The organism is Exiguobacterium sp. SH0S7 (assembly GCF_004337195.1).
In the GTDB taxonomy this organism is placed as follows: Bacteria; Bacillota; Bacilli; order Exiguobacteriales; family Exiguobacteriaceae; genus Exiguobacterium; species Exiguobacterium aurantiacum_A.
This window is the reverse complement of sequence record NZ_SJVA01000001.1, coordinates 319,461-345,845: the sequence shown is the minus strand read 5'-3', so window position 1 is coordinate 345,845 and position 26,385 is coordinate 319,461. Positions and strand designations below refer to the sequence as shown.

Below are 26,385 nucleotides of genomic sequence, written 5' to 3'. Positions count from 1 at the left end.
TATGCTCGTCAATAACGTCTATGAACTGATTGGGGACACGCCGCTGCTTGAGTTACGGACGTTGCCTGTCCCCAAAGGCGTTAAAATATACGGCAAGCTCGAGATGATGAATCCAGGCGGGAGTGTGAAAGACCGGCTCGGGCTTCATTTGATTGAACAAGCGCTTGAACGCGGCCAACTTGAACGAGGCGGTACGGTCGTTGAGCCGACGGCCGGAAATACTGGTATCGGACTCGCCCTCGCCTGTCAGCGATATGGGGTGAACTTGATGACGGTCACGCCTGAAAAGTTTAGTCAAGAAAAGCAAGCGCTCATGTCATTGCTCGGCGCGACTGTCATCAACACGCCGACGGAACTCGGGATGCATGGTGCGATCGAGCGGGCCAAAGAGTTGGCGGTTGAACATAACGCCTACTTACCTGAACAGTTTTCAAACCCCGATAATCCTGGTACGTACGTGGACTCACTCGCGCAAGAGTTGCTCCGCGACGTGCCGAACATCGATGTCTTCATCGCCGGCGCGGGCTCGGGTGGCACGTTCACCGGGGTCGCCGCGGTTTTAAAAAAACACGGCACACGCAACGTCGTTGTCGAGCCTGAAGGGTCCATCTTGAATGGCGGGCAACCAGGTCCCCATAAAACAGAAGGAATCGGTGTCGAGAAGTGGCCTCCGTTTTTAGATCGCGAACTTGTCGACGGGATCTATACGATCTCTGACGATGACGCGTTTTACTACGTCGCTCATTTGGCGAAGCAAGAAGGACTGCTCGTCGGAAGTTCATCAGGCGCGGCCATCGCCGCCTGTGTGCAAGAAGCAAATCGGATGACCGAAGGTGTCATCGTCACGATTTTACCAGACAGTGTCGAACGTTATTTAAGTCAAGGAATAGTCAAGGAGGCAGACCATGCGTACAAAAACAGCACTCATTCACGGCGGTAAGACAACAGATCCATTGACCGGTGCCGTGACACCGGCCATCTACCAAACGAGTACTTATAAACAAGATGGAATCGGCAATTTGCGGGACGGGTATGAGTATTCGCGGACGGCCAATCCGACGCGGACGGCGCTTGAGACGCTGATCGCCGACATCGAAGGCGGGGCGCGTGGTTTTGCGTTCGCTTCAGGGATGGCGGCCATCTCGACGATTCTCATGTTAATGAAATCAGGGGACCACGTCATCGTCGGTTCTGACGTATATGGGGGAACGTACCGTGTATTCAATCGAGTATTTCAATCACTTGGCTTGGAAGCATCTTTTGTCGATACGTCTGACGCGGCGGCAGTCCGCGAAGCCGTTCAACCGAACACGAAAATGATTTACGTCGAAACGCCGACGAATCCGCTCTTGAACGTCACGGACATGCGCAGTGTGCGTGACATTGCGACCGAGGCCGACGTCTTGTTCGTCGTTGACAACACGTTCATGACACCATATTTCCAAAATCCGATTGAGTTCGGTGCGGACTACGTCTTGCATAGCGCCACGAAATATTTAGGTGGACACAGTGACGTCGTCGCCGGTCTTGTCGTCGCCCGGACCGAAGAACTTGGGGAACGCTTGGCGTTCCTGCAAAACTCGGTCGGAGCCGTGCTCGGGCCGCAAGACAGCTTCCTCGTCGTGCGCGGCATCAAGACACTCGCCGTTCGGATGGAAGAGATCGAGACGAACGCGCTCGCACTCGTCGAGTTCTTGACGTCTCACGAGGCGATCAGCCGGGTGTTGCACCCGAGCATTGCCAGCGAGACGGCGAAACAAGTCCATCTGTCGCAAGCCCGTGGGTTTGGCGGGATGATCGCTTTTGACGTCGGATCGGCCGAAGCGGCAGAGACAGTCGTTGCGAAAACGAACTACTTCACGCTCGCTGAAAGTCTCGGTGCGGTCGAGAGCTTGATCAGCGTGCCGGCACGGATGACACATGCCTCGATTCCGGCCGAACGTCGGGCAGAACTCGGCATCACGGACGGGCTCGTCCGTATCTCTGTCGGACTTGAAGACGTGAACGATTTGATTGAAGACTTGGAGCAAGCACTTGCGGCCTTGACGACAATCACGAGCTGAATGAACGTGTGACACGAGGTGCGCTCTCAGAGCGCGCCTCTTTTGTCGTGTAGGGTGCTAGAAAAAATCGCTTGAATGTCCGAAACGCATCGACTAAACTGACGATAATTGATGAAGAGAGCGGGTGAACGGATTGAATAAAGGAGTCATGCCCACAATCGGTGCGTACGTCATGTGGGGCATCCTGCCGATCTATTGGAAATTTCTACAGGAAATACCGAGCAGTCAAATCCTCGCCCACCGTATCGTCTGGTCGTTTCTATTCATTTTACTCGTCTTGAAATGGACGAAACAGTGGACTGAATTCAATTATGCGCTCAGACATCGGGCGACGCGGAACGCCTTTATGTTGAACGGCTTTATCGTCAGTGCGAACTGGTTTGTCTACATATGGGCGGTCAATCACGGCTATATCATCGAGGCATCGCTCGGATATTATATCAATCCGCTCGTCAGCATGGTGTTAGGTGTCCTCGTTTTTCGGGAATCATTAAATCGAGTCCAATGGCTCGCGGTCGGTGTCGCGACGATCGGGGTGCTCGTCTTGACGTTCGGTTATGGGTCGTTTCCGTGGATCGCTTTCATATTGGCGAGTACGTTCGGGTTTTACGGGATGGTCAAAAAACGGCGGCCGCTTGCGTCGACGGTCAGTCTAGGCATCGAGACGCTCGCGGTCGTTCCGGTCGCGGTCATCTTCCTCGCTTTCGAAACGTCGCGCGGCGGGCTCACGATGACGGGCGAACCGATTGTTTGGGCCGCGCTCTTAGGCACGGGCGTCATGACGGCGTTGCCGCTCCTGTTGTTCGGTTACGGGGCGCAACATATCCCGTTCACGCTCGTCGGTTTTTTACAGTTCATCGCCCCGACGCTCAGTCTGGCGATCGGTGTCATCTTGTACGACGAACCGTTCACGACGTATCATATCTTCGCGTTCACGTGCATCTGGATCGCCATCTTTTTCTTCAGTTGGAACAGCTGGGTCCAAACGCGAAAACGCCGTCAACTTGCATGAAGTGAAAGCTGTTACATTTCTCAAAAACATGATAATATGTTAGATGTCAGACCTATATGTCAGAGGAGGAATTTATTATGGAATTAGCACGTTATATCGACCACACGGCCTTGAAGGCAGAAACAACGAAAGATCAAGTCACAAAACTATGTGCAGAGGCACTTGAGTACAAATTCGCGAGCGTTTGTGTCAACCCGACATGGGTCGCTTACGCTGCCGAGCAACTTAAATTAGATGAGGACGTCAAAGTTTGTACGGTCATCGGATTCCCGCTCGGTGCGAACACACCTGAAGTGAAAGCGTTCGAAACGAAAGATGCGATTGCTAACGGCGCAGACGAAGTCGACATGGTCATCAACATCAGCGCGATGAAAGACGGCGATTTCGATCTCGTCGAACGCGACATCCGTGCCGTCGTCGAAGCAGCGAACGGGACGCTCGTCAAAGTCATCTTTGAAACGTGCTTGCTTACTAAAGAAGAAATCAAAAAAGCGGCTGAGCTGTCAGTCAAAGCGGGTGCAGACTTCGTGAAAACGTCGACTGGATTCTCAACTGGCGGCGCTACCGTCGAAGACATCCGACTCATGCGTGAGACGGTCGGACCGGATCTTGGCGTCAAAGCATCGGGCGGCGTCCGTGATTTCGCAGGCGCACAAGCGATGATCGATGCGGGTGCAACGCGCATTGGCGCTTCTGCAGGAATTGCCATCGTCACAGGCGGGCGTTCGGACAGCGATTATTAATTGAAGTAGTAGTTGACCACACGACTTAATTTCACTATAATGTGGTATGACGTGTGAAACACGTTTCCTTAGTCGTGTAATTCGGAGGGAGGGAAAACTAGTGGAAACTCGTGTCCGTAAAAACGAATCGCTTGAAGACGCTCTTCGTCGTTTCAAACGCGGTGTTGCGAAAGATGGCACTCTTGCCGAAGTTCGCAAACGTCGTCACTACGAAAAGCCAAGCGTAAAACGTAAATTGAAATCAGAAGCTGCTCGCAAGAACAAGAAATTCTGATTGAAGTTTCTTTTGTAGAGAGGGTGTTGGCTCATGAGTCTACAAGAACGCTTGACGGACGACATGAAGCAAGCCATGCGCGCTAAACAGAAAGATCGTCTCACGACGATCCGGATGGTCAAAGCGTCGCTCCAGAACGAGGCCATCAAACTTGGTCGACAAGATCTTACTGAGGAAGAGGAGCTCACGGTGCTCAACCGAGAGATGAAACAGCGCAGAGACTCCCTCCGAGAATTCGAAAGCGCTGGTCGTGAAGACCTTGCTTCTAAAGTAGCTGATGAAATTGTCGTACTAGAGGTCTACATGCCTAAGCAACTCTCTGAAGATGAAGTCACAGCAATCGTCGAGGCGGCAATTGCCGAGACGAACGCTGCGGGTCCGTCCGATATGGGTAAGGTGATGGGCGTCGTCATGCCACAAGTTAAAGGCAAGGCTGACGGTGGTCTTGTGAACCGAATTGTCAAACAACAATTGACGAATTAATGATAAAAGGCAGGGAACTTTGGAGAAATCCAAAAGTTTCTGCCTTTTTTTGCGTATTATGAAACCACATTCAATCTTGTTTCGTATACACTAGAGATAAGAGGTAGCTTTGGATTTGGAAGGGGGTAGCAATACGATGACATTTGGTCTCGGAGTGATTCTGACGGTGTTTTTCGTCGGGATTGTCCTTCTTGGAATTGAAGTGTTCGTTGCCGGTTTTGGATTGTTCGGGGTCCTCGGGATAGGCGCCGTCGTGGCGAGTTTGATTATGGCAGGTGCCACGATCGGGCAGCTTTGGCTGTCACTTGGTTTAGCGACGGCGCTTGTTGCGGGACTCGGGTTTTGGGCGTACCGTCGACTGCAGTCGAATCGCTCACTCATGTATAAAGGCTTGATTTTGACTGATTCGACGTCGACTGATAAGGGGTATTTGTCTCATGACGACCGGAAACGGTTGCTTGGGAAAGTCGGTGTCACATTGACGCCGCTTCGTCCAGCAGGTACTGCTGAGATTGAAGGCGAACGAATCGACGTCGTGGCAGAAGGTAGCTATCTCGATGAACAAACAAAAATTGAGGTGTATAAAGTCGACTCAGGACGCGTTGTCGTCCGACGCTTTGTAGAACCGAAGGAGGATGTAACAGAATGACACCAGAACTATTAAGCACGTTACTCATCACAGGTGGGGGATTGATCGCGCTCGCCGTGTTCTTCACGTTTGTACCGGTCGGCCTGTGGATTAGCTCGTTTGCTTCAGGCGTCCACGTCTCCATCTTCACATTGATCGGGATGCGACTTCGTCGTGTCGTCCCGTCTAAAATTATCAACCCACTCATCAAAGCCGTCAAAGCGGGTATCGGTTTGAACACGAACCAGCTCGAGAGTCACTTTTTAGCCGGTGGTAACGTCGATCGTGTCGTCAACGCTTTGATCGCGGCGCACCGTGCCGATATTGAGTTATCGTTCGAACGTGCCGCTGCTATCGACCTTGCCGGCCGGAACGTGTTAGAAGCCGTTCAGATGTCGGTTAACCCGAAAGTCATCGAGACACCGTTCATCGCGGGTGTGGCGATGGATGGGATTGAAGTGAAAGCGAAAGCCCGGATCACGGTTCGTGCCAACATCGACCGCCTCGTCGGGGGTGCCGGTGAAGAAACGATCATCGCCCGTGTCGGTGAAGGGGTCGTTTCGACGATCGGTTCGCAACATAATCATAAGCACGTGCTTGAGAACCCGGATATGATTTCACGTACCGTATTGACGAAAGGTCTCGATTCAGGGACGGCGTTTGAAATCTTGTCGATCGACATCGCCGACATTGATATCGGTAAAAACATCGGCGCGGTGCTCCAAACCGACCAAGCCGAGGCAGATAAGAAAATTGCGCAGGCGAAAGCCGAGGAACGTCGCGCAATGGCGATCGCCCGCGAGCAAGAGATGAAGTCGTCGGTCGAAGAAATGCGCGCCAAAGTCGTCGCGGCCGAGGCGGAAGTACCGCTCGCGATGGCAGATGCGCTCCGTAACGGCAAGCTTGGGGTCATGGATTACGTCAACTACTTGAACGTCCAAGCGGATACGCAAATGCGTAATGCGATCGGTCATCCAGTCGAATCTGATAGAGAGTAATCGATATGGATGGATTATGGATCTTACTATTAGCCGCCTTCGGGATCGCTTCTGCGGTCATGAAGCGACTCGAGAAATCGTCATCTACCGGAGAAAAGCCGCCGAGCACGGATTTGAAGCGGTATCTTGATACGGTCGGTGACATGATGAAAGAAGTCGATGGGCAACTGAACGATCCGCGAGATGAGCGGCAGAGCAAAGTACCGCAAAAAGTTCGTCGTCGTGTCGCGATTCCGGTCGAAAATTCAGACCGGCACGAGTTTGACCCAAATCGACACGCACCAAAGTCACGTGAGCCGCTCCCGAAAGTGAGCGCTGCGTTCGAACAGGCAGTCAAAATCCCTCCGATATCGGAAGCGACCGATTCACGACAGAAAGCGCAAACGCGCATTTCGATGAAGGAAGCGCGTCAAGCCATCGTCTGGAGTGAGATTCTTCAGCCGCCGGTCTCGAAACGCCGCCGTCGGTAATTTTTTAGCAGTGACTCGATGTCACTGCTTTTTTTGTGGCTTGAGATAACGGTCTTTCTTTCACGAACGGCATGATAGTGCTAAAGTAAAGAAGGAACAATCTATAGATGAGGGGGAGAAACGTCCATTGATTACGACAGATAAGATACCGTTCGTCATGGAACATGCGAGCGAAGCGCAGGCACTCCTCGGACCGAAAGACGAGGTGTTCCATGCGATCGAGGCCGAGCTTGCCGTCGCGCTTACGCCTCGTGGCGAAGAGCTGATCATCCAAGCCGATAGCGTGGAGACGCTCGAATTGACGAAAAGTGTGATCAGAACGTTGCAACAACTCGTTAAACAAGGTGCACGGTTGAACGAGGGCGATGCGATCAGTGTCATCCAACATATTAAGATCGGCAAAGGGGAAGAACTGCTCGAACATTATGGCCGCGTCGTTTTCACGACGAACAAGGGGAAACCGATCCGGGCGAAGACGGTCGGACAGAGCCGTTACGTCCGGGCCATCGAGAAACGCGACCTCGTATTCGGGATCGGGCCGGCCGGGACCGGGAAGACGTATTTGGCGGTCGTCCTGGCTGCGCTGGCGCTGAAAGAAGGCCAAGTGAAACGGATCATTTTGACGCGTCCTGCCGTCGAGGCGGGTGAGAACCTCGGTTTCTTGCCTGGTGACTTAAAAGAAAAAGTCGACCCTTACTTACGACCGCTCTATGACGCCTTGTTTGACGTCTATGGTGTCGAACACACGAACCGTCTGCTCGAGCGAGGTACGATCGAAGTCGCCCCGCTCGCTTACATGCGCGGACGGACGCTTGAAGATGCGTTCGTCATTTTGGATGAGGCGCAGAATACGACGAAAGAACAGATGAAAATGTTTTTGACACGGCTCGGATTCGGGTCGAAGATGGTCATCACCGGTGATTTGACGCAAGTCGATTTACCGAGAGGGAAAGCGTCGGGGCTTCAAGAAGCGCTCCATCTCCTCGAAGGGGTCGACGGGATTCACTTCGAGCACTTTAGCGCCTCAGACGTCGTGCGGCATCCACTCGTCAAAAAAATCATCAACGCCTACAGTACAGATATTACATGACGAAAGGGGGGGCACTGATGCAGCAAGCACGTCATTGGACGGTCGCCACAATCTCCGTCCTCTTTTTTCTCATCCTTGGCGCGATCCTTTACTTTACGGTGCGCCCATCAATCATCAGCGTAGAGCCGCTTGGCATCGCCGCACAGGATATCCGCTCCCCGATCACGGTCGAGGACAGGGTCGCGTCGGACCGTCTCAGACAAGACGCGACGAACGCAGTCGGGAGTCAGTTCTCATTACGCCGTGAATTCGCCGATCAACAGATTGCCAAAATCGAGCAATTGTTTGCGGCGTTCGAAGACACGGATGAGGACACTGAACTGTCTGACATCAAAAATCGATTGAACTCTACAGAAGTGAACGGCCTCCTCGAAGACGATGAGTTGAACTCACTCCTAGAGGCGACCGTGAACACGCGTCGTACCGTTGAAGACGTCGCCGTGACGGCGCTTCAAGAAGTCATGGCCAATCGGATCGAAACGAGTTCCGAGTCGATTGCCGAGGCGAGAGACCGGGCGTCGACGGTCATCGACCAATCACCGTTGTCGTTAGAATTCCGAGCGGTCGCGACGAGTTTAAGTGACCAACTGATCGTCCCGAACTATGTTTTCGATTCGGAAGCGACTCGTCAGAAAGAACAAGAGGCGATCGACGCCGTTGAACCGGTCATCATTCAAGAAGGGCAGCTCCTCGTCAACCAAGGGGAAGTCGTGACCCGTGAAATCTATCGGAAGCTCGAATTGACCGGTGCGATTGACCCGAACCGTTCGTTCGCGCCTTTGTTCGGTGCCTATTTGCTCAGCGGACTCTTGACGGTCGGATTTTTATTCATGCTGATTCGTTCAAAAATTCAAGAACTATTGCTCCGACCTAAAATTTTGATTACTGTCTATGGCCTACTATTGCTGCAACTAGGTATTTTCTTCGGCGTCGGTTATATCGGGATCGAGTTCACGACGTATGCGTACGTCATCGCCCCGACGGCGTTCGTCGTCTTATTGCTCCGTATCTTAGTCGATGAACGGGTCGCGTTGGCTTCGGCGCTCATCACGATGATCGCTGGTTCAATTGTTGCGAGCTTTGGCCAAAATACGAGCTTTATGACGGTCGTTTACTTTGCGACCGGGAGTTTCTTGGCTGTCTTTTTGGTCGAACCGAAGATTCAACGGAAACGCTTGTTCCTTTCAGGCGTCTTGCTCGGAATCATCAACATCATTATGGTGCTCGCGCTCCTGTTCTTGCGGAACACGCAAGTGACGTGGGAAATGGTCGCCTATTTATCCGGTTTCGCGATCACGAGCGCCTTGCTGTCGATCGTTCTCACATTCGGCTTCTTGCCGTTTCTAGAGCCTTGGTTCGGCGTATTGTCGTCCGGACGCCTAGTCGAATTGATGAGCCCAACGCATCCGCTGCTGCGAAAACTGTTGATGGAGGCACCGGGAACGTATCACCATAGCATGATGGTCGCCAATCTCGCCGAGTCGGCGTGTGAGGCGATCGGGGCCGATGGTCTGCTCGCCCGGGTCGCGAGTTATTATCACGACCTCGGCAAGACGGAACGACCGCTCCACTTTATCGAGAACCAACAAAGCGGCGTGAACCCGCACGACCGGCTCACACCGGAAGAGTCGGCCGACATCATTATGGCGCATCCTTACGACGGCTCTGATTTGTTGCGGCGCTATAAACTGCCGAAAGAGATTATCGACATCGCCGAGCAACATCACGGGACGTCGCTGCTCAAGTTCTTTTATGTGAAAGCGAAAGAGTCACGAGACGTGTCGGAGTCACGTTTCCGTTACCCGGGACCGAAACCGCAGTCGCGTGAGGCGGCGGTCGTCATGATCGTCGATTCGATCGAAGCAGCGGTCCGGTCACAAAAACAGCCGACACCAGAACGGATACGCCAGCTCGTCAGCTCGATCATTCGCGACAAGCTTCAAGACGGCCAGTTCGAAGAGTGTGACTTGACGACGAAGGAAGTGTGGCGTGTCGGCGAGAGTGCATGCGAGACGTTGACCGGCTTGTTCCATGAACGGATCGAATACCCAGAACTAAAGAAAGAAGGCGAATTACATGCAAATCATCTCGAACGATGAACAAGGGTTGTTGACCGAGTCTCAGCTCGAGTTAGTCGAATCGATTTTAGTTCACGCGGCCTTGGCTGAACAAGTCGAAGAACCGAGTGAACTGTCAGTCACATTTTTAACGAATGATGAGATTCAAGTGATCAACCAGGAATGGCGCGGTAAAGACGCGCCGACGGACGTCATCAGCTTTGCTTTTGACGAGATGGGAGAAGAAGAGATGGACTTCATGCTCGATGAGGGTGAACCCCGTCTATTGGGCGACATCGTCATCTCGGTGGAGCGATGCCGCGAGCAAGCGGCGGACTACGGTCATTCGTTCGAACGCGAACTCGGTTTCTTGGCGATCCATGGCTTTCTCCATTTGCTCGGATACGACCATATGACGCCAGAAGAAGAAGCCGAAATGACGGCGCGTCAGGAGCAAGTGCTCGCTCATTTTGAGTTGAAGCGAGGCGAGGTGTGAATCCGTTCTGGTTTGCGGTGCACGGAATCGTGCACGCAGTGCGAACCGAACGGAACATGCTGATTCACCTCATTGCAAGCCTGCTCGTCGGATTGTTCTGTTGGTGGCTCCCGACGACAACGCTTGAAAACCTCATCTTGTTCGGGTGGGTCGTGCTTGTCATCGCTCTCGAATTGATGAACACGGCCGTCGAACGGACGGTCGATCTCGTGACGAAAGACATCGAGCCGCTCGCCAAACAAGCGAAAGACGTCGCGGCGGGATCGGTCCTCGTCGCTTCGGGCGGAGCAGCCGTAACAGCGCTCATCATTTTCGGGCCGTATTTATTCGCTTTATAATCAATGTATTGGAAATTTAGAAAGCAGGTGCACTATGTATCAAGAAGGTTTTAAATCAGGTTTTGTTTCAATTATCGGACGTCCGAACGTCGGGAAATCGACGTTCTTGAACCGGGTCATCGGTCAAAAGATCGCCATCATGTCAGACAAGCCTCAGACGACACGTAACAAGGTCCAAGGTGTCTATACGACAGACGACACGCAAATCATCTTCATCGACACGCCAGGGATCCATAAACCGAAGCACCGTCTCGGCGACTTCATGATGAAAGTGGCGACGAACGCGTTGCGCGAAGTCGACGCGATTTTGTTCATGGTCAACGTCACAGAGCCGCGCGGTGCCGGTGACGAGTTCATCATCGAGAAGTTGAAAGGACTCGACACCCCAATCATCCTTGTGATGAACAAAATCGACTTGATTCACCCGGACGAGATTCCCGCTGTCATCGAACAGTATACGAATCAACTTGATTTCGCGGCGTACGTCCCGATTTCAGCCTTGCAAGGCAATAACGTCGAACCGCTCATCGGTGAGATCAAGAAGCTGCTGCCTGAAGGACCGATGTACTATCCGGCCGATCAAGTGACGGATCACCCGGAGCGCTTCATCATCTCAGAACTGATTCGCGAGAAAGTGCTCCATAACACGCGCGATGAGATCCCGCATTCGATCGCGGTCAACATCGAATCGATCAAGAAACGAGACAACTCGGACATGGTCGACGTCGAAGCCGTCATCATGGTCGAGCGTGACTCTCAAAAAGGAATCGTCATCGGCAAGAAAGGTGCGATGCTCCGTCAGGTCGGGACGGAAGCGCGTCATGACATCGAGCTCTTGCTCGGTACGAAAGTGTATTTGAACCTTTGGGTGAAAGTCCAAAAAGATTGGCGCAATAAGATGGGCCAACTCCGTGACCTCGGTTTCCGCGACGACGAGTATTGAGCCATGTTACAAAAAGTCACGGGAATCGTCATTCGGACCGTCAATTACGGTGAATCCAACAAAGTCGTGACAATCTTCACAGAAGAGCTCGGGAAAGTCGCCGTCATGGCCCGCGGTGCGAAAAAGCCAGGGAGTCGGTTGCATGCGTCGAGCCAACCGTTCGTCGAAGCCGTCTATATCTTCCCGTCGAGCCGCGGTCTCGGTCAGCTCAAGTCGTCTGACGTGATCACGTCATACCCGGAAGTGCGAAAAGATGTCGAGCGGATGGCGTATGCCGTGTACTTGCTCGAACTCGTCGATAAGACCGTCGAAGATCGAGTCCCGAACCGGCCGTTATACCGAATTTTGAATGACGCGCTCCAAGCGCTGAACGCCGGAATGGACCCAGAGATCATCACCCATCATTTCGAGCTCAGAATTATGTATCTGCTCGGTGTCGCCCCGGTCTTGACCGGTTGTGTCCGGTGCAACGATGTGACCGACCCGATGTTCTTTTCCGTGACGTCGGGCGGGTTTCTCTGTTCGCGCCATCAAGAGCCGGGGTCGATTCAGATGAGCGAGCGGCTGGCGAAGTTACTTTACTTGTTGAGCCGACATGAGCTGTCAGAGTTTAGTAACGTCCCGTTGACGAAGGAGACACGTCTTCTGTTACGGCAACTGTTTGACGCCTACATGGACTCTTACAGCGGATTGAACCTCAAGACGAAACGAGTCCTCGATCAGATGCAGCGACTTTACTTGAACGATGATTGACAATTCATGCAAGGTTCGATACCATAATCTACGATTAGACAAATGAAATAGCGTGCGCTGTGAAGGAAAATGAGTAGTTCTTAAATCATGGGTAAAGCGAGTTCGGGAAGGTGAGAGCCGAACGCCATGAAGAGAGCGAATGGCGATTCCGGAGCGCCCCAATCCAAAGAGTGGCCTCGATACCGAGGCAAGTAGGGTGGAACCGCGGGTAATCCCGTCCCTATGTGCATGGCACATAGGGGCGTTTTTTGTCGTTTCAATACTTTTGGAGGTGTCACATATGAAGCACAAAACGGTGCAAGAAATTATTCTCACGTTGCAAAATTTTTGGGCGTCGAAAAACTGCCTGACGATGCAAGCGTATGACGTAGAAAAAGGGGCCGGAACGATGAACCCGATGACGTTTTTACGGAGTCTCGGACCAGAGCCGTGGAACGTTTGTTATACGGAGCCGTCACGCCGTCCGGCTGACGGTCGATACGGGGAAAACCCGAACCGTCTGTATCAACATCACCAATTCCAAGTCATCATGAAGCCGTCCCCAAACAACATTCAAGAACTCTATTTGGAGAGTTTGGAACTGATCGGTATCAACCCGCTCGAACACGATATTCGTTTCGTCGAGGACAACTGGGAAAACCCGACGTTCGGTGCGGCCGGACTCGGTTGGGAAGTATGGTTGAACGGGATGGAAATCACCCAGTTCACATACTTCCAGCAAGTCGGCGGGATCGAGTGCGACCCGATCGCCGTCGAGATCACGTACGGCCTCGAACGTCTCGCGTCATATATTCAAGAAGTCGAGAGCGTGTTCGACCTTGTCTGGACAGACGGTTTCAAGTATGGCGATATTTTCTATCAGCCAGAGTTTGAACACTCGAAGTACACGTTCGAGCTGTCGGACGTCGATATGTTGTTCACGTTGTTCGACACGTATGAGAAAGAAGCGAAGCGGGCGCTCGAGGAAAACCTCGTCTTCCCGGCGTACGATTACATCTTAAAATGCTCGCACACGTTCAACCTTCTCGATGCGAAAGGCGCAATCTCGGTGACGGAACGGACCGGTTTCATCCAACGTGTCCGCAACATGTCGCGGGCATGTGCGGCCAAATTTATCGAAGAACGGGAACGCCTCGGCTTCCCACTCCTTAATCAAAAGAAAGCAGGTGCCTTGGATGCGTGACCTTTTACTAGAAATCGGACTTGAAGAACTACCAGCCCAATACGTGCTCCGCTCGGAGAAACAGTTAGGAGAGCGCGTGGCGGCGTTCTTGTCGGACGCTCGCGTCAACTTCGGAGCTGTCACGGTCTATTCGACACCACGTCGTCTCGCTGTACTCGTCCGTGACGTCGAGGAGAGTCAACAAGATTTGACGGAGACGCTCCGGGGACCGGCTAAAAAGATTGCGCAAGATGCAGACGGAAACTGGTCGAAAGCGGCAGCAGGATTTGCGCGTGGACGCGGACTGTCAGTCGACGACCTTTACTTCGCGGAAGAAAAAGGGGTCGAATACGTCTTCGCAGATCGTCACGAGTCAGGTCAGCCGACGGCTTCATTACTTGGCGGCCTTGAAGACGTCGTCCGCGGCATGACGTTCCCGAAAAATATGAAATGGGGTACGAGCAGCCTCCGTTACATGCGTCCGATCCGCTGGTTAGTCGCCATGTTTGGGACAGAACAGATCGATTTCGAGATCGAGGGCGTCAAAACAGGTAATGTGACACGCGGACATCGCTTCTTAAGTAAAGGCGACGTGACGATCTCATCACCTGACCGCTATGCGGCCACGCTCGAACAAGAGTTTGTCGTCGCATCGTACGACGACCGTCGCGAACGCATCGAGCGTCAAATCGAACAATTGGCGAACGAGCAAGGATGGACGGTGCCACTTGACGCATCGCTGCTTGAAGAAGTGACGAACCTCGTCGAGTGGCCGACAGCCCTGTTCGGTGAGTTTGATGCGAGCTACCTCGACCTTCCAGAAGAAGTGTTGATCACGACGATGAAAGAGCATCAGCGCTATTTCCCGGTCTATGTCGGTGACACGCTCCAACACTATTTTGTGACGGTTCGTAATGGTAACGCAGACCATCTGCAAAACGTTGCCAAAGGGAACGAGAAAGTCATCCGGGCACGACTCGCCGATGCCGTCTTCTTCTATGAGGAAGATAAAAAGACGAAGATTGACGACCAGCTCGACCGTCTCGACCGCATCGTCTTCCATGAGAAGCTTGGAACGACAGGCGCGAAAGTTCGTCGCGTCCAACAACTCGCGCTCACGCTCGCTCCACTGTTCAGTGCCGATGCTCAAAAAGTCGAACGCGCTGGAAAGATTCATAAATTCGACCTCGTTAGCCAGATGGTTTACGAATTTACCGAGCTTCAAGGCGTGATGGGAGAAAAGTATGCACTCCAACAAGGTGAGGACAAAGAAGTTGCGGCCGCGATCCGTGAGCACTATATGCCACGCTTCGCCGGAGACGCATCACCGGCCACACCGACGGGGGCCGCGCTCGCACTCGCGGATAAACTCGATTCGATTGCTGCGTTCTTCGGGGTCGGCATGATTCCAAGCGGTTCACAAGATCCGTTCGCTCTTCGCCGCCAAGCGCAAGGAGTCGTTCAAATTCTTGGAGATTGGCACGTCGATCTACCAGTCGACAAATTACTTTCACAAGTTGTCGAATCTCAGGTGGAAGCAGGACTTTACGATGCCGATAAAGAACAAGTCAAGGCGCAACTTAACGACTTCTTTATGCTCCGCTTGAAGTATCGTCTGCAAGAGAGACAAGTACGATACGATGTGATTGATGCCGTTCTCACGACTGGTCTGCCTGTCGAACAGCTCGACGCTCGCGCGGAGGCGGTTCAAAATATGCTGTCAGACGAGGCGAAACAGTTGATCGAGCAGTTGACGCGCGTCGTCAATATCGCTAAAAAAGGCGAACCAGGACTAGTGGATCCGGCCTTGTTTGAGAACGCTGAAGAGAAAGCCCTTCACGCCGCGGTCGAATCAACATTGCCTGAGACACATGAAGCGGTCGAAGTGGGCGACTACACGCGTGCCATCACATCACTTCGAGCGCTTGAACAACCGATAAGTGCTTATTTTGAAAATACGATGGTCATGAGCGACGTAGAAACGATTCGCCATAATCGTCTCAGTGAGATGAAGCGACTTGCTACGACGATCGAGCGTGTTGCTGACTTCAGCGCGCTCGTACTCTGATCAAACTAGAGGGGGTTGGCTATGCAGCTGAATGAACGCCAACAGAAGATTGTTGAGATTGTGAGAGTGAACGGACCGATCACGGGAGAGCAGATTGCTCAAGAGTTATCGCTCACCCGTGCCACGCTCCGCCCTGATCTTGCTATTTTGACGATGACTGGAATATTAGAAGCAAGACCACGCGTCGGCTACACGTTCGTCGGCAAACGAAATTCATCACTGCTCCGCGAAAAACTCGATTCGCTGACCGTTGGTGATTTCATGTCGTCCGCGAAAGTCGTCAGCAATGAAATGACCGTGTATGATGCGGTCGTCACGTTGTTCTTAGAAGATGTTGGGTCGTTGTTCGTCGTCGGAAAAGACAATGAGCTTGTCGGGGTGTTGTCTCGCAAAGATTTACTGCGGGCGGCCATCGGCAATCAGGACCTCGACCAATTGCCAGTCAACGTCATAATGACGCGGATGCCGAATATTACCGTTTGTGAAAAAGGTGAGACGCTTATTCGGGCCGGGATGAAGTTGATTGAGAAACAGATTGACGCCATGCCTGTCGTCGAAGAGAAGGATGGTTCGCTCATCGTGCTCGGTCGAATGACAAAGACGAACATGACCAAGGTGTTGATTGCACTTGCCAACGATGAATCGTTCTGAGGAGGAAATTGGTTTGACAAACAAACAACTTGTATTTGTCGTGAGTGACTCTGTCGGAGAAACGTGTGAGCTCGTCGTCCGGGCGGCAAGCATCCAGTTCCATGAGAATGCGATCGAGACACTCCGGATTCCTTTCGTCGAAGACGAACAGACGATTCATGATGTCGTCACGCAAGCTAGAGTCCAAGGAGCGGTGATCGCCTTCACGCTCGTTAATGAAGAACATCGCTCACTGCTCGTGTCGCTCGGTAAAACGTATGACGTCAAAACGATTGACCTGCTCGGCGACCTCCTAGACGTGCTCTCGGGAAAACTCGGGGAGAGCCCGCGTGAGAAACCGGGTCTGATTTATCGTCTGGATGAGGATTACTTCCGTAAAATCGAGGCGATGGAGTTTGCCGTCAAGTATGACGACGGACGCGATCCGCGTGGCTTGAAAAAGGCCGATATCGTCCTCGTCGGTGTGTCTCGCACGTCGAAGACGCCGCTGTCACAATATTTGGCGCTAAAACGTTATAAAGTCGCCAACGTCCCGCTCGTGCCGGAGTCGCGTCCGCCGGAAGAACTGTTTGAGCTGTCACCGGATAAGTGTGTCGGCTTGATCATTTCGCCGGATAAGTTGATCTCGATTCGAATGGAGCGTTTGAAATCGCTCGGTCTAAAACCGGAAGCGGATTACGCTCAACTCGAGCGAATCAATCGGGAACTCGAGTACGCGCGAGGGATATACGAACGAATCGGTTGCGAGGTCATCGATGTGACGAATAAGGCGGTCGAAGAGACGGCAGGAATCATCTTACGTCAGCTTGAACTGTCAAAAGATGACTGAGCGCTCGCATTAGTAATCGACGCGTGTTAACGGTATAATAGAGTATTGACACGATAGTGAAACGGAACGTGGTGAGCGTTCCGTTTCGTTGCGAGATTGGATAGGGAGTGGTGGAGTTGCCACGTATACCGGATGAAGTCATTGCGGAAGTGAAACAAGCCACGGATATCGTGGACTTGATCAGTGAACGCGTTGAATTGAAAAAACAAGGCCACCGTCTTGTCGGACTTTGTCCGTTCCACTCGGAAAATAGTCCTTCTTTTTCCGTATCGCCTGAAAAAGGCATGTATCATTGTTTCGGTTGCGGTGCTGGCGGGAACGTCTTTACGTTCGTCATGGAAACGGAAGGGTTGTCCTTCCCGGAAACGATTGAGCGCTTAGCGACACGGGCAAACATAGCTGTAGAAGGGGTGGCCGGTGACGAAGAGCTGACACGCGATCAAGTCGTTCGCAAACAAATGCGTGATGCTCATCGGATCATCGCCGACCTGTATCACGAGGTATTGATGAAAACCGAGGCCGGAGAAGTCGGCTTGACGTATTTACGTGAACGCGGTTTGGCTGAGGCGACGATCGGTCAGTACAAAATCGGATACGCCCCTGATCAACGCCGCTTCACCGTCGATTCGCTCGAGCGCAGAGGGTTCGACCTTGAAGTCATGGTCGAGGCAGGACTTATTTCTAAATCTAGATCCGGTGAATATTTTGACCGGTTCGAAGGAAGAGTCGTCTTTCCGATTGCGGATCGAGACGGCACGATCGTCGGATTTAGCGGCCGTGCGATTGACGACAGACAGCCCAAGTATGTAAATACGGCGGAGACACCACTCTTTAACAAGAGTGAGCTGTTATTTGGATTTTCACAAGCACGTGCATCGATGCGGAAACAAAAACGGGTGCTCCTCGTCGAAGGGAACGTCGATGTCCTCCAAGTCGCCCAAGCCGGGACGGCCGAGGTCGTCGCTTCACTCGGGACGGCATTTTCATCGCAGCATGCCCGGGCGTTGTCACGGATGGTCGATGAAGTCGTGATTTGTTACGACGGAGACCATGCCGGACAAGAGGCGACGCTAAAAGTCGTTCGCATGCTCGAGGCGTATCCGCTCGACGTCCAAGTGCTCATGTTGCCGGAGAAGACGGACCCGGATGATTATATTCGGACGAACGGTCGGGAGCAATGGCAACGTTTTGTCGAATCGGAACGCTTATCCGTCCTCGATTTCATGAACCGGACGCTTCGGCGCGGGAAAAATATGAATCGAGAAGGAGAACGGATCCGGTTTATTGAAGCTATGCTTGGGGAAATCAGCAAGACGGACAACTCGATTCGCCGCGATCTATATTTAAAAAAATTGGCGAATGAGTTTGACATTCCTGTCGAAACGCTAGCGAATCGAATGCCGCGACCGGTGTCGAGCCAAGTGCAGGCATCACCAGCGGTTCGTGAACCAGAACCAATCCGTAAACGATCGAGTAAGGCGAATGAACCACGTTTTGTGAAGGCTGAAAAATTATTGTTACGGGCGATGCTCAGTGGGCCGGAACGGGTTCGCTTCGTCCGCGACCGACTCGGTCTAGCATATCAAGACGAGATTCATCGCATGTTGGCGACGGCGTTTTATGAGATCGTTTCAGAAGACATGACGCTTGAGGAGTTTGAGCAGGTCATGCCGCCTTTTATGGAGCGTCACTGCGACCAACGTCCTGACTATGCCAACCGCTATGCAGAGATTCGCCTCATGTCTGCACCTGATGATCTGACTGAAGAGGTTTTAGATGAATACATTAAGGTGATAAACAGTTATGAGGAACAGCGTCAAATCGAGCGAGCAAAAAGGGAAATCGGGCAGGATGCCGAAAGTATAGTAGACCAGGCATCGAAGCTACAAGAATTGATTACCCGGAGTCGCCGCTTACGTGAACGATGAACGTGAAGGAAGTTTGGAAGGAGTTGAACTGCTAGATGGCAGAGAAGAAAAAAGAGGATTTATTTAACGCCATAGACGAACTTGAAAAGTTGGGGAAAAAGAAAGGTGTCGTATCGATGCAAGCGATCCAGGATCGCCTCAGCCATTTTGAGGTCGATTCAGATTTTATCGATAACTTCATTGAAGATTTAGAAGGCAAAGACATCCGTGTCACAGAAGATGCGGCCGATGCCGAGGAGACTCCTACGAAAAAAGAAGACGAAGAGGTCGACTTGAATGATCTGGCTGTCCCGCCAGGAATTAAAATCAACGACCCGGTCCGGATGTACTTGAAAGAGATCGGCCGTGTCGATCTGTTGAGTGCCAAAGACGAGACCGAACTCGCGAAGCGAATCGAGCAAGGCGATGACGAGGCGAAAAAACGTCTCGCTGAAGCCAACCTTCGTCTTGTCGTCTCGATTGCGAAACGTTATGTCGGTCGCGGTATGTTGTTCCTTGACTTGATTCAAGAAGGGAACATGGGTCTGATCAAGGCAGTCGAGAAGTTCGACTACATGAAAGGGTTCAAGTTCTCGACGTACGCGACGTGGTGGATTCGTCAAGCAATCACACGTGCCATCGCCGACCAAGCCCGGACGATCCGGATTCCGGTCCATATGGTCGAAACGATCAACAAATTGATCCGTGTTCAACGCCAATTATTGCAAGACCTCGGACGCGAGCCTGCTCCTGAAGAGATTGCCAAGGAAATGGAATTGACGCCTGAGAAAGTTCGTGAGATTTTAAAAATCGCGCAAGAACCGGTGTCGCTTGAAACACCGATCGGTGAAGAGGACGATTCGCACCTCGGTGACTTCATTGAAGATCAAGATGCGATGGCTCCTCAGGACGCAGCAGCCTACGAGCTGCTCAAAGAACAACTCGAAGACGTGCTCGATACGTTGACAGACCGTGAAGAGAACGTACTCCGTCTCCGCTTCGGCCTTGATGACGGTCGGACGCGCACGCTCGAAGAAGTCGGTAAAGTGTTCGGGGTCACGCGTGAGCGGATCCGTCAAATCGAAGCGAAGGCGTTACGGAAGCTCCGTCACCCAAGTCGCTCGAAACGCTTGAAAGACTTCCTCGATTAATCGTGTTTTTGAATAAAATGTGAAGTTTTAGAAGAAAGGAAGGAAAATGAGTGATTTTCCTTCCTTCTTTATTGTTTTTTGAGTAAAATAGTGATGGGTAGAAATTTGGAAAGAACATGAGGGGGAAATACAATGCGTAATCCATTGTTACCGTTTGCAGCGATTGCGATCGTCGCAATCATCGCTATGGTCTCATTATCGTATTTTGGCGTAAACCAAGCGCAACAAGCCGCTGAAGGTCCAGCCGTCACCGAGATGAACCCGGAAGACTTGTACGCTGCTAAAGGCTGCACAGGTTGCCACGGCGGAAATCTTGAAGGCGGCGTCGGTCCGGCGTTGACTGGGGTCGGAGAACGTTTGTCTGCTGAAGAAATCGCGAACATCATCGTCAACGGTAAAAATACAATGCCGGGCGGTCTCGCGTCTGCCGAAGAAGCCGACGTGCTCGCGACATGGTTGCTCGAACAATAAGGGTGAGACGTACTCCTTCTGGGGTACGTTTTTTGTTGTCCGGACATGAATATTTCGTTACCCTAAAGAAGAAGAAGTAGACAAAAGGAGTTGTCCCCATGCAAGAACAAGTCACGTTAGACCGGCGACTGAAACGAGTCGTCGATTTTATACCAGCTGGAAGCATTTTAGCCGATATCGGTTCCGACCACGCTTACGTCCCGTGTTATCTCGTACAGCAAGGAATCATCGACCGGGCCATCGCCGGAGAAGTGAATCAAGGTCCGATGGAAGCGGCCAAAGCCCAAGTCGAATTGATCGGCGCAGCGGACAAGATTGACGTCCGGCTCGGTGACGGATTGGCGGTCCTGAATGAGGACGAGGCGACATGTATCTCGATCTGCGGGATGGGCGGAAGCTTGATCCGGTCGATCTTAGAGAACGGACGGGATAAGTTAGGAGCGGTCGAACGACTCGTACTGCAACCGAACGTCGATGGACAGCAAGTTCGGGAATGGTTGCTTGTATCAGGTTTTACGCTCGTCTCGGAAACGATTGTCGAGGAAAACGATAAAATATATGAGATTCTTGTCGGTGAGCGGGGCACAGAAACGCGTTACAGTACAGACGAGGCGGAGCGGACGTGGCAGCTTATGTTCGGGCCGGACTTGCTGGAGACTCGTCCTGAACCGTTTAAATTAAAGTGGGGCCGGGAAGCGGACAAATTGGATTACGTGCTCGGTCAAATGGCCGCAGGCGCCCAAACCGAGGCGCTCGTCCGGAAGCAGGAGGAGTTCAAAACGTTACGCGACAAAATGAGAGAGGTGAGTCAGTGATGGCAAACGGAAATCATATCATCCAACTGTTTGAAGAGTTCGCGCCGAAACATCTCGCGGTCGAAGGCGATAAGATCGGACTGCAGATCGGTACGCTGAATAAACAAGTGAATCGGGTCATGGTCACGCTCGACGTGCTCGAATCGGTCGTCGACGAAGCCATAGAACAAGAGGTGGACTTGATTATCGCGCATCATCCACCGATCTTTAGCGCGCTCACCCAAGTGACCGATCGCAACGCCGCCGGTCGAATCGTTATGAAATGTCTGAAAAACGATATCGCCGTTTACGTCGCCCATACGAATCTAGACGTCTGTGAGGGCGGGGTCAACGACTGGATGAGCGAGGCACTCGGATTGCATGAGACCGAAGTGCTCGTCCCGACGTATGAAGAGCCGGTGTATAAATTGTCGGTCTTCGTCCCGGAGACACATCAGTCCGCCGTGTCTAAAGCGTTAGGCAAGGCCGGAGCCGGAAGGATCGGGAATTACGGCGATTGCCAATTCACGATCACAGGGAAAGGGCAGTTCACCCCGCTCGACTTGGCCGACCCGTACCTCGGACAAATCGGGAAAACGGAGCAAGTCGATGAAGTGAAGATCGAGACGATCGTTACCGAAAGTAAGAAGAAGCGGGTGTTAAAAGCGATGTTTGACGCTCACCCTTACGAAGAGGTCGCTCATGACTTGATTCGGGATGAGATTACAGGGCCTGTCCTAGGTCTCGGCCGCATCGGTCGACTCGACAAACCGTTGACGCTCGCTGAATTTTCGGAACATGTCAAAGCAAGCTTTGGTGTCGAAGCGGTGCGGGTCGTCGGCGACTTGGACCGAACGATCAAAAAAGTGGCCTTGCTCGGTGGTGACGGCAATAAGTACGTCTCGGCCGCGCACTTCAAGGGAGCCGACGTCTACGTGACCGGTGACTTATATTTCCATGTCGCCCACGACGCGATGGCGCTCGGACTCGCCGTGGTCGACCCGGGTCATCACGTCGAGAGCGTCATGAAGCAAGGTGTCGTCGACGTCTTGCAACAGAAGTTCACGGCAGCAAAACTCGAGGTCGAGCTCCTCGTTTCCGCTACGGACACGAATCCTTTTAAGTTCCGCTAAGACCGAACACAACCCCCGCCCTTATGAGGACGGGGGTTGCTTGTCATTTGCGAAGCGCCTTCACTCTCGGCAAAATGTTTCGCAGTTCGAGATAAGGTGTCTTGTCGTGTGAGCTCAAGTCATCACGGTCGTACTGCGTCAAAAAGTCGATGACTTTTTTCGTGATCGGCGTCGGTGTCGACGCGCCCGATGTGACCGCGACCGTTTCGACGTCTTGAAGCCAATTGAGATCGAGCTCACTCAAATCACCGATGCGATAGGCATTCGTCCCGGCAATCTCTTTAGAGACTTGGGCGAGGCGGTTCGAGTTGTTCGATTTCGGATCACCGACGACGATGAGCAAGTCGCAGTCGCCGGCCTGTTCGGCCACGGCTTCCTGACGAACTTGTGTCGCGTTACAAATCTCGTTATGCACCTCGACGTGAGGATAGCGTTCTTGAATGAGGTCGATCAATGCCGAAACGTCCCATTGGCTCATTGTCGTCTGGTTCGTGACGAGAATGTTTGCGTCTAACAAATGATCTGGCAACGCCTCAAAATCGCTCTCGTACTGGACGAGATGGACTTTTCCAGGGGCGACGCCCATCGCGCCTTCAGGTTCGGGGTGACCGTGCTTGCCGATATAGATGACTTCGTAGCCGGCTGCTGTCTTCTCACGAATTAAATCGTGCGTGACGAGAACGTCAGGACAAGACGCATCGACAATCGTCAGTCCTTTTTCGATGGCACGCTTCCGGACGAGCGGGGAGATGCCGTGGGCCGTAAACACGACGGTCCCTCTGTCGATTGTTTCAACTGCTTGCATCCGATCCTCACCGTCTACGGTCTTGACGCCTAAGTCTTCAAACGCTTGGGTGACGTGACGGTTATGGACGATCATACCGAGTATATGGATAGGCCGTGGTAAATCTGGGTTGGCCACGGCTTCATTCGCTAATTTCATGGCATCGACGACGCCATAGCAGTATCCGCGTGGGCTAATTTTTTTAACTTTCATTTCGTGATGAACGCTCCTTTCGCGATGCTTTCCTACGTATTAGTCTAACATTGTTTCGAAAATACGAAAAGAATTGCGTGTATTCATGCTATAATCTTAAGGTTAGAAAGGAGGGACACCGTGGAACGCTTGAGAACATTGCTTGAAGTTCGAAAATCGTACTTCTTTCAAATCACATTTATTATCTTTATCATTCTTGGACTCGTCATCTCATCACTAGCTTTCTCTGCCGATCGCGTGACGGTGTCCCGCGCGGAAGAATTGGCGAAAGAACAATTTGATTATGCGATTGATGGGAGTATCGAGAACCTCGAGACAAGGCTTGGGAAATTGTATGAAGACCTGGTCTACCTTGGTGCTTATGTTGGAAACGAACCTTTGATTGAAGAGCGGATTCGGACGGGTTACTTGAACCAACGAACGAGTTTCACTTCAATCTTTTACTATGATTTACGAGAAGATGAATTCACTTGGTATTCGCAACGGCAAGTCCCCGCGATGACGTTAAAGGCTGATCCGAAATTTAAAGAAGTCATCACTTCGAACGGCGACGATTTATTCATGAGTGACCCGGTATCGATTTCTGGTGATGCTGGCACGTATCTTTACGTACCCGTCATCGAGGACAACCGACCGATTGGCATGTTTGGTGGAAGCATCAGTGTGCTTAACTCGGACCTCTATCGGCGCATGCTCGAATCCACGAACGATGATATGATTCTCTACCTCTTAAATGAGCGGGGAGAAGTGTTATCGACATCGTTTAACCTCGTCACGGATGCGGAGCGAAGGTTGTCACGCTCAATCGTCGAAACGACGGATAAGTATGACGTTCGGACGATTTTAAGTACCGAAGACGATGTCATCATGTTCGAACCGGACGCTCGAGTGAACGGATGGAGCGTATTGGCCAAGCATAGCACGGATTCGGTTTATGAGGCGGTCTATGATACACGTTGGCAATATTTGATGATTACGCTCGTCACTTTCTTCTTAAGTATTTTAGTCGGTCTCCTTCTCTCGAAGACATTGACGAGCCCGCTGCTCGAACTCGTTCAAAACATCAAAAAACAACAATCACTCGAACCGATTTTACTTGAACGCACCGGTTCAAAGGAAGTGCAGACGCTCCTCGATACGTATAACGACTACTCGAATCGGATGGAGACGGCTCGACGTGAGCAGTTGAGCCAACAACAGCTCTTGCTCCAACAAGAGAAGCTCGCCTCGCTCGGTCAACTCGCGGCCGGTATCGCTCACGAGATCCGCAACCCGCTCACACCTGTCCAAATCACCTTGCAGATGGCAAAAGAAGGTCATGGTAGTGAAGAAATGCTCGATCTTGCACTGTCCGAGCTCAATCGGGCTAACCATTTGATTACGACGATGCTCACGCTCGCCAAACCGGATCAAGCCAAGCTTCAAGAAGAATGGCTTGACATGACCGAATTTGCGAGCCGGCTCGAGTTCTTACTCGACGCCGAATGTTATAAACGGGTGACGAAGTGGGAACTGATTGTTCCGAACGAAATGCCGCCGTTCTACTGTTCGAGCGACATGCTCGTCCAAATCATCTACAACTTGTTTAAAAACGCCGTCGAAGCCGTCGATTCAAAAGGGGCGGACGGTAGCGTCACGGTCACGGTCCTCTTCACGGAGCGGGATTATCGGTTCTTGATTGAGGATAACGGGGTCGGGATGACGAAAGATCAAGTGAACACGGTCGGGTCGGCGTTCTATACGACGAAAGAGAATGGCAACGGACTTGGACTTTACATGATTCGAGAATCTTTAAAAGCCGTAAACGGTCAAATGGAGATCGAGAGCATTGAAGGAGAAGGTACGGCGATGATGATTAAAATCCCAAGGCGGACAAACGTATGAAAGGCTTCCGCTATTACTGGCTCTGGCTTCCCGTCGTCTGGGCCATGACGATTTTATTGATCACGTCGATCCAGTTGCCGGAACGCGTGACGACGAACAATGAGGTCGGTTTCGTGTTTGTCAGTGAAAAACACGAACACGCCAATAAATTGTTAGCCGCCTTTGTACGAACGGCCAATCAAAAAGGGTTCATTCCGATTCCGACGACAAGTGAGGATTCACGTGTCTTAGAAAAAGAGAAATTGGATTCTTTGATCGAACGCGGTGTCAAAGCCATCTTCGTGACGACGCTTGACGAGACGTTCATTCAATCTTCGCTCGAAAAGGCGAGAGACAAGGGGATCCCGATTATCGCGATTGACCGGATGATCGACCACGATAGCGTGCTCACGTCCGTCGTGTCCGATAACGTTGAAATCGGGCGGATGGCGGCCAACCATATTGCCGCCAAACATACCGCACTCGATCGGCCGATCCGTGTCGTCGAAGTACGGGGAACGGCAAAAGTCCGCTCGACCATCGACCGTAGCCTCGGATTGACCGAGTACGATAAAGCCCACGACGACCTCGAGGTCGTGGCCTCGCTCACGGGTAACTACGATACGTTCCAAGCCGAGATTGAGATGTCGCGCTGGCTCGAGGAAGACATCCCGTTCGACGCCGTGTTTTCCCATAACGACGACAATACGTTCGGGGTCGTGAGGGCGCTCGAGAGCAAGAGATTAAATGATAAGACAATCGTGTCGGTAGACGGTGTGACAGAGATTTACCCGTTGATCCATAGCGGGAAAGTCGATGCGACGGTCGTGCAATCCCCGAACGAAATGATTGAAGTCGGTTTCAAAGCGCTCGAACAGCATTTGAGCGGTAAAAAAATCTCGACGCACTACTATTCATCGAGTTACTTGTATGAAGGACTCGGTAAAGATTAATTGACAAATAACTAGATTCCGCTATGCTAGGAAAAGTGGAAAGAAACAGGAGGTGTAT

At 52.0% G+C, this 26,385-nt stretch carries 27 protein-coding genes; 26 read left to right on the top strand and 1 reads right to left on the bottom strand.

Translation table 11 applies throughout. The features are described from left to right. Position 1 precedes the first annotated feature (1 nt). The 24 genes from EVJ22_RS01855 (at position 2) to EVJ22_RS01740 (ending at position 22,514) form a co-directional block, all read left to right on the top strand. Positions 2-940, top strand: coding sequence for a PLP-dependent cysteine synthase family protein (locus EVJ22_RS01855; protein WP_071397777.1), 939 nt, complete (start codon positions 2-4; stop codon positions 938-940). Beyond that, entirely contained in the window at positions 906-2,063 is a 1,158-nt protein-coding gene (locus tag EVJ22_RS01850) for a bifunctional cystathionine gamma-lyase/homocysteine desulfhydrase (RefSeq protein WP_071397776.1), read from the top strand. Before EVJ22_RS01855 ends, EVJ22_RS01850 begins: the two co-directional genes overlap by 35 nt. 148 nt (positions 2,064-2,211) lie before the next feature. Then, positions 2,212-3,075 carry an EamA family transporter RarD gene (gene rarD / locus EVJ22_RS01845; protein WP_071397785.1) on the top strand — a complete coding sequence of 288 codons (864 nt, stop codon included), beginning with the start codon at positions 2,212-2,214 and terminating at the stop codon, positions 3,073-3,075. 77 nt (positions 3,076-3,152) lie between these two features. After that, positions 3,153-3,818 carry a deoxyribose-phosphate aldolase gene (deoC, locus tag EVJ22_RS01840; RefSeq protein ID WP_070326989.1) on the top strand — a complete coding sequence of 222 codons (666 nt, stop codon included), beginning with the start codon at positions 3,153-3,155 and terminating at the stop codon, positions 3,816-3,818. Positions 3,819-3,897: 79 nt separating this feature from the next. After that, positions 3,898-4,092, top strand: coding sequence for a 30S ribosomal protein S21 (rpsU, locus tag EVJ22_RS01835; RefSeq protein ID WP_286203271.1), 195 nt, complete (start codon positions 3,898-3,900; stop codon positions 4,090-4,092). Between the two features lie 33 nt (positions 4,093-4,125). Then, the gene (locus tag EVJ22_RS01830) at positions 4,126-4,575 is read left to right on the top strand and encodes a GatB/YqeY domain-containing protein (RefSeq protein WP_016508074.1); all 450 of its coding nucleotides are present in this window, start codon (positions 4,126-4,128) and stop codon (positions 4,573-4,575) included. A gap of 136 nt (positions 4,576-4,711) precedes the next feature. Further along, positions 4,712-5,224: an NfeD family protein gene (locus EVJ22_RS01825; RefSeq protein ID WP_070326992.1), complete on the top strand. Its 513-nt coding sequence runs from the start codon at positions 4,712-4,714 to the stop codon at positions 5,222-5,224. Beyond that, positions 5,221-6,201 carry a flotillin-like protein FloA gene (floA, locus tag EVJ22_RS01820; protein ID WP_016508066.1) on the top strand — a complete coding sequence of 327 codons (981 nt, stop codon included), beginning with the start codon at positions 5,221-5,223 and terminating at the stop codon, positions 6,199-6,201. Before EVJ22_RS01825 ends, floA begins: the two co-directional genes overlap by 4 nt. A gap of 5 nt (positions 6,202-6,206) precedes the next feature. Beyond that, positions 6,207-6,671 carry a hypothetical protein gene (locus tag EVJ22_RS01815; RefSeq protein WP_071397775.1) on the top strand — a complete coding sequence of 155 codons (465 nt, stop codon included), beginning with the start codon at positions 6,207-6,209 and terminating at the stop codon, positions 6,669-6,671. Positions 6,672-6,798: 127 nt separating this feature from the next. Continuing rightward, positions 6,799-7,761 carry a PhoH family protein gene (locus EVJ22_RS01810; RefSeq protein WP_370246302.1) on the top strand — a complete coding sequence of 321 codons (963 nt, stop codon included), beginning with the start codon at positions 6,799-6,801 and terminating at the stop codon, positions 7,759-7,761. Positions 7,762-7,778: 17 nt separating this feature from the next. Then, positions 7,779-9,860 carry an HD family phosphohydrolase gene (locus EVJ22_RS01805; RefSeq protein ID WP_233589563.1) on the top strand — a complete coding sequence of 694 codons (2,082 nt, stop codon included), beginning with the start codon at positions 7,779-7,781 and terminating at the stop codon, positions 9,858-9,860. Beyond that, positions 9,838-10,314: an rRNA maturation RNase YbeY gene (gene ybeY, locus EVJ22_RS01800; protein ID WP_131442993.1), complete on the top strand. Its 477-nt coding sequence runs from the start codon at positions 9,838-9,840 to the stop codon at positions 10,312-10,314. Before EVJ22_RS01805 ends, ybeY begins: the two co-directional genes overlap by 23 nt. Next, positions 10,311-10,652: a diacylglycerol kinase family protein gene (locus EVJ22_RS01795; RefSeq protein WP_131442991.1), complete on the top strand. Its 342-nt coding sequence runs from the start codon at positions 10,311-10,313 to the stop codon at positions 10,650-10,652. Before ybeY ends, EVJ22_RS01795 begins: the two co-directional genes overlap by 4 nt. 34 nt (positions 10,653-10,686) lie before the next feature. Continuing rightward, the gene (gene era / locus EVJ22_RS01790; protein WP_070326997.1) at positions 10,687-11,595 is read left to right on the top strand and encodes a GTPase Era; all 909 of its coding nucleotides are present in this window, start codon (positions 10,687-10,689) and stop codon (positions 11,593-11,595) included. A gap of 3 nt (positions 11,596-11,598) precedes the next feature. Beyond that, positions 11,599-12,348 carry a DNA repair protein RecO gene (gene recO / locus EVJ22_RS01785; RefSeq protein WP_131442989.1) on the top strand — a complete coding sequence of 250 codons (750 nt, stop codon included), beginning with the start codon at positions 11,599-11,601 and terminating at the stop codon, positions 12,346-12,348. 280 nt (positions 12,349-12,628) lie between these two features. Then, a complete protein-coding gene (gene glyQ, locus EVJ22_RS01780) occupies positions 12,629-13,531 on the top strand; it encodes a glycine--tRNA ligase subunit alpha (RefSeq protein WP_131442987.1) in 903 nt (300 codons plus the stop codon). Next, positions 13,524-15,578 carry a glycine--tRNA ligase subunit beta gene (gene glyS, locus EVJ22_RS01775; protein WP_131442985.1) on the top strand — a complete coding sequence of 685 codons (2,055 nt, stop codon included), beginning with the start codon at positions 13,524-13,526 and terminating at the stop codon, positions 15,576-15,578. The genes glyQ and glyS overlap by 8 nt, the downstream gene beginning before the upstream one ends. A gap of 21 nt (positions 15,579-15,599) precedes the next feature. After that, positions 15,600-16,229, top strand: coding sequence for a transcriptional regulator CcpN (gene ccpN, locus EVJ22_RS01770; protein WP_070327000.1), 630 nt, complete (start codon positions 15,600-15,602; stop codon positions 16,227-16,229). Next, positions 16,216-17,058 (top strand): pyruvate, water dikinase regulatory protein, encoded by an 843-nt coding sequence (locus tag EVJ22_RS01765; protein ID WP_071397783.1) that lies wholly within the window; start codon positions 16,216-16,218, stop codon positions 17,056-17,058. Before ccpN ends, EVJ22_RS01765 begins: the two co-directional genes overlap by 14 nt. A gap of 110 nt (positions 17,059-17,168) precedes the next feature. Further along, positions 17,169-18,986, top strand: a complete 1,818-nt coding sequence (gene dnaG, locus EVJ22_RS01760; RefSeq protein ID WP_233589561.1) for a DNA primase — start codon at positions 17,169-17,171, stop codon at positions 18,984-18,986. 35 nt (positions 18,987-19,021) lie between these two features. Next, positions 19,022-20,116, top strand: coding sequence for an RNA polymerase sigma factor RpoD (gene rpoD, locus EVJ22_RS01755; protein ID WP_016508087.1), 1,095 nt, complete (start codon positions 19,022-19,024; stop codon positions 20,114-20,116). Between the two features lie 132 nt (positions 20,117-20,248). Further along, complete coding sequence (cccA, locus tag EVJ22_RS01750) at positions 20,249-20,587, top strand: cytochrome c550 (protein ID WP_071397770.1); 339 nt, start codon at positions 20,249-20,251, stop codon at positions 20,585-20,587. 98 nt (positions 20,588-20,685) lie between these two features. Next, complete coding sequence (locus tag EVJ22_RS01745; protein ID WP_071397769.1) at positions 20,686-21,402, top strand: tRNA (adenine(22)-N(1))-methyltransferase; 717 nt, start codon at positions 20,686-20,688, stop codon at positions 21,400-21,402. Next, a complete protein-coding gene (locus EVJ22_RS01740) occupies positions 21,402-22,514 on the top strand; it encodes a Nif3-like dinuclear metal center hexameric protein (protein ID WP_131442983.1) in 1,113 nt (370 codons plus the stop codon). The genes EVJ22_RS01745 and EVJ22_RS01740 overlap by 1 nt, the downstream gene beginning before the upstream one ends. 43 nt (positions 22,515-22,557) lie before the next feature. On the opposite strand, the gene EVJ22_RS01735 is transcribed toward EVJ22_RS01740, so the two are convergent. After that, positions 22,558-23,511, bottom strand: coding sequence for a 4-hydroxy-3-methylbut-2-enyl diphosphate reductase (locus EVJ22_RS01735; protein ID WP_131442981.1), 954 nt, complete (start codon positions 23,509-23,511; stop codon positions 22,558-22,560). 120 nt (positions 23,512-23,631) lie between these two features. Here EVJ22_RS01735 and EVJ22_RS01730 point away from each other — a divergent pair, with 120 nt between their 5' ends. Further along, the gene (locus tag EVJ22_RS01730) at positions 23,632-25,395 is read left to right on the top strand and encodes a sensor histidine kinase (protein WP_131442979.1); all 1,764 of its coding nucleotides are present in this window, start codon (positions 23,632-23,634) and stop codon (positions 25,393-25,395) included. Then, complete coding sequence (locus EVJ22_RS01725; RefSeq protein ID WP_131442977.1) at positions 25,392-26,327, top strand: sugar ABC transporter substrate-binding protein; 936 nt, start codon at positions 25,392-25,394, stop codon at positions 26,325-26,327. Before EVJ22_RS01730 ends, EVJ22_RS01725 begins: the two co-directional genes overlap by 4 nt. The last annotated feature ends 58 nt before the right edge of the window (positions 26,328-26,385 follow it).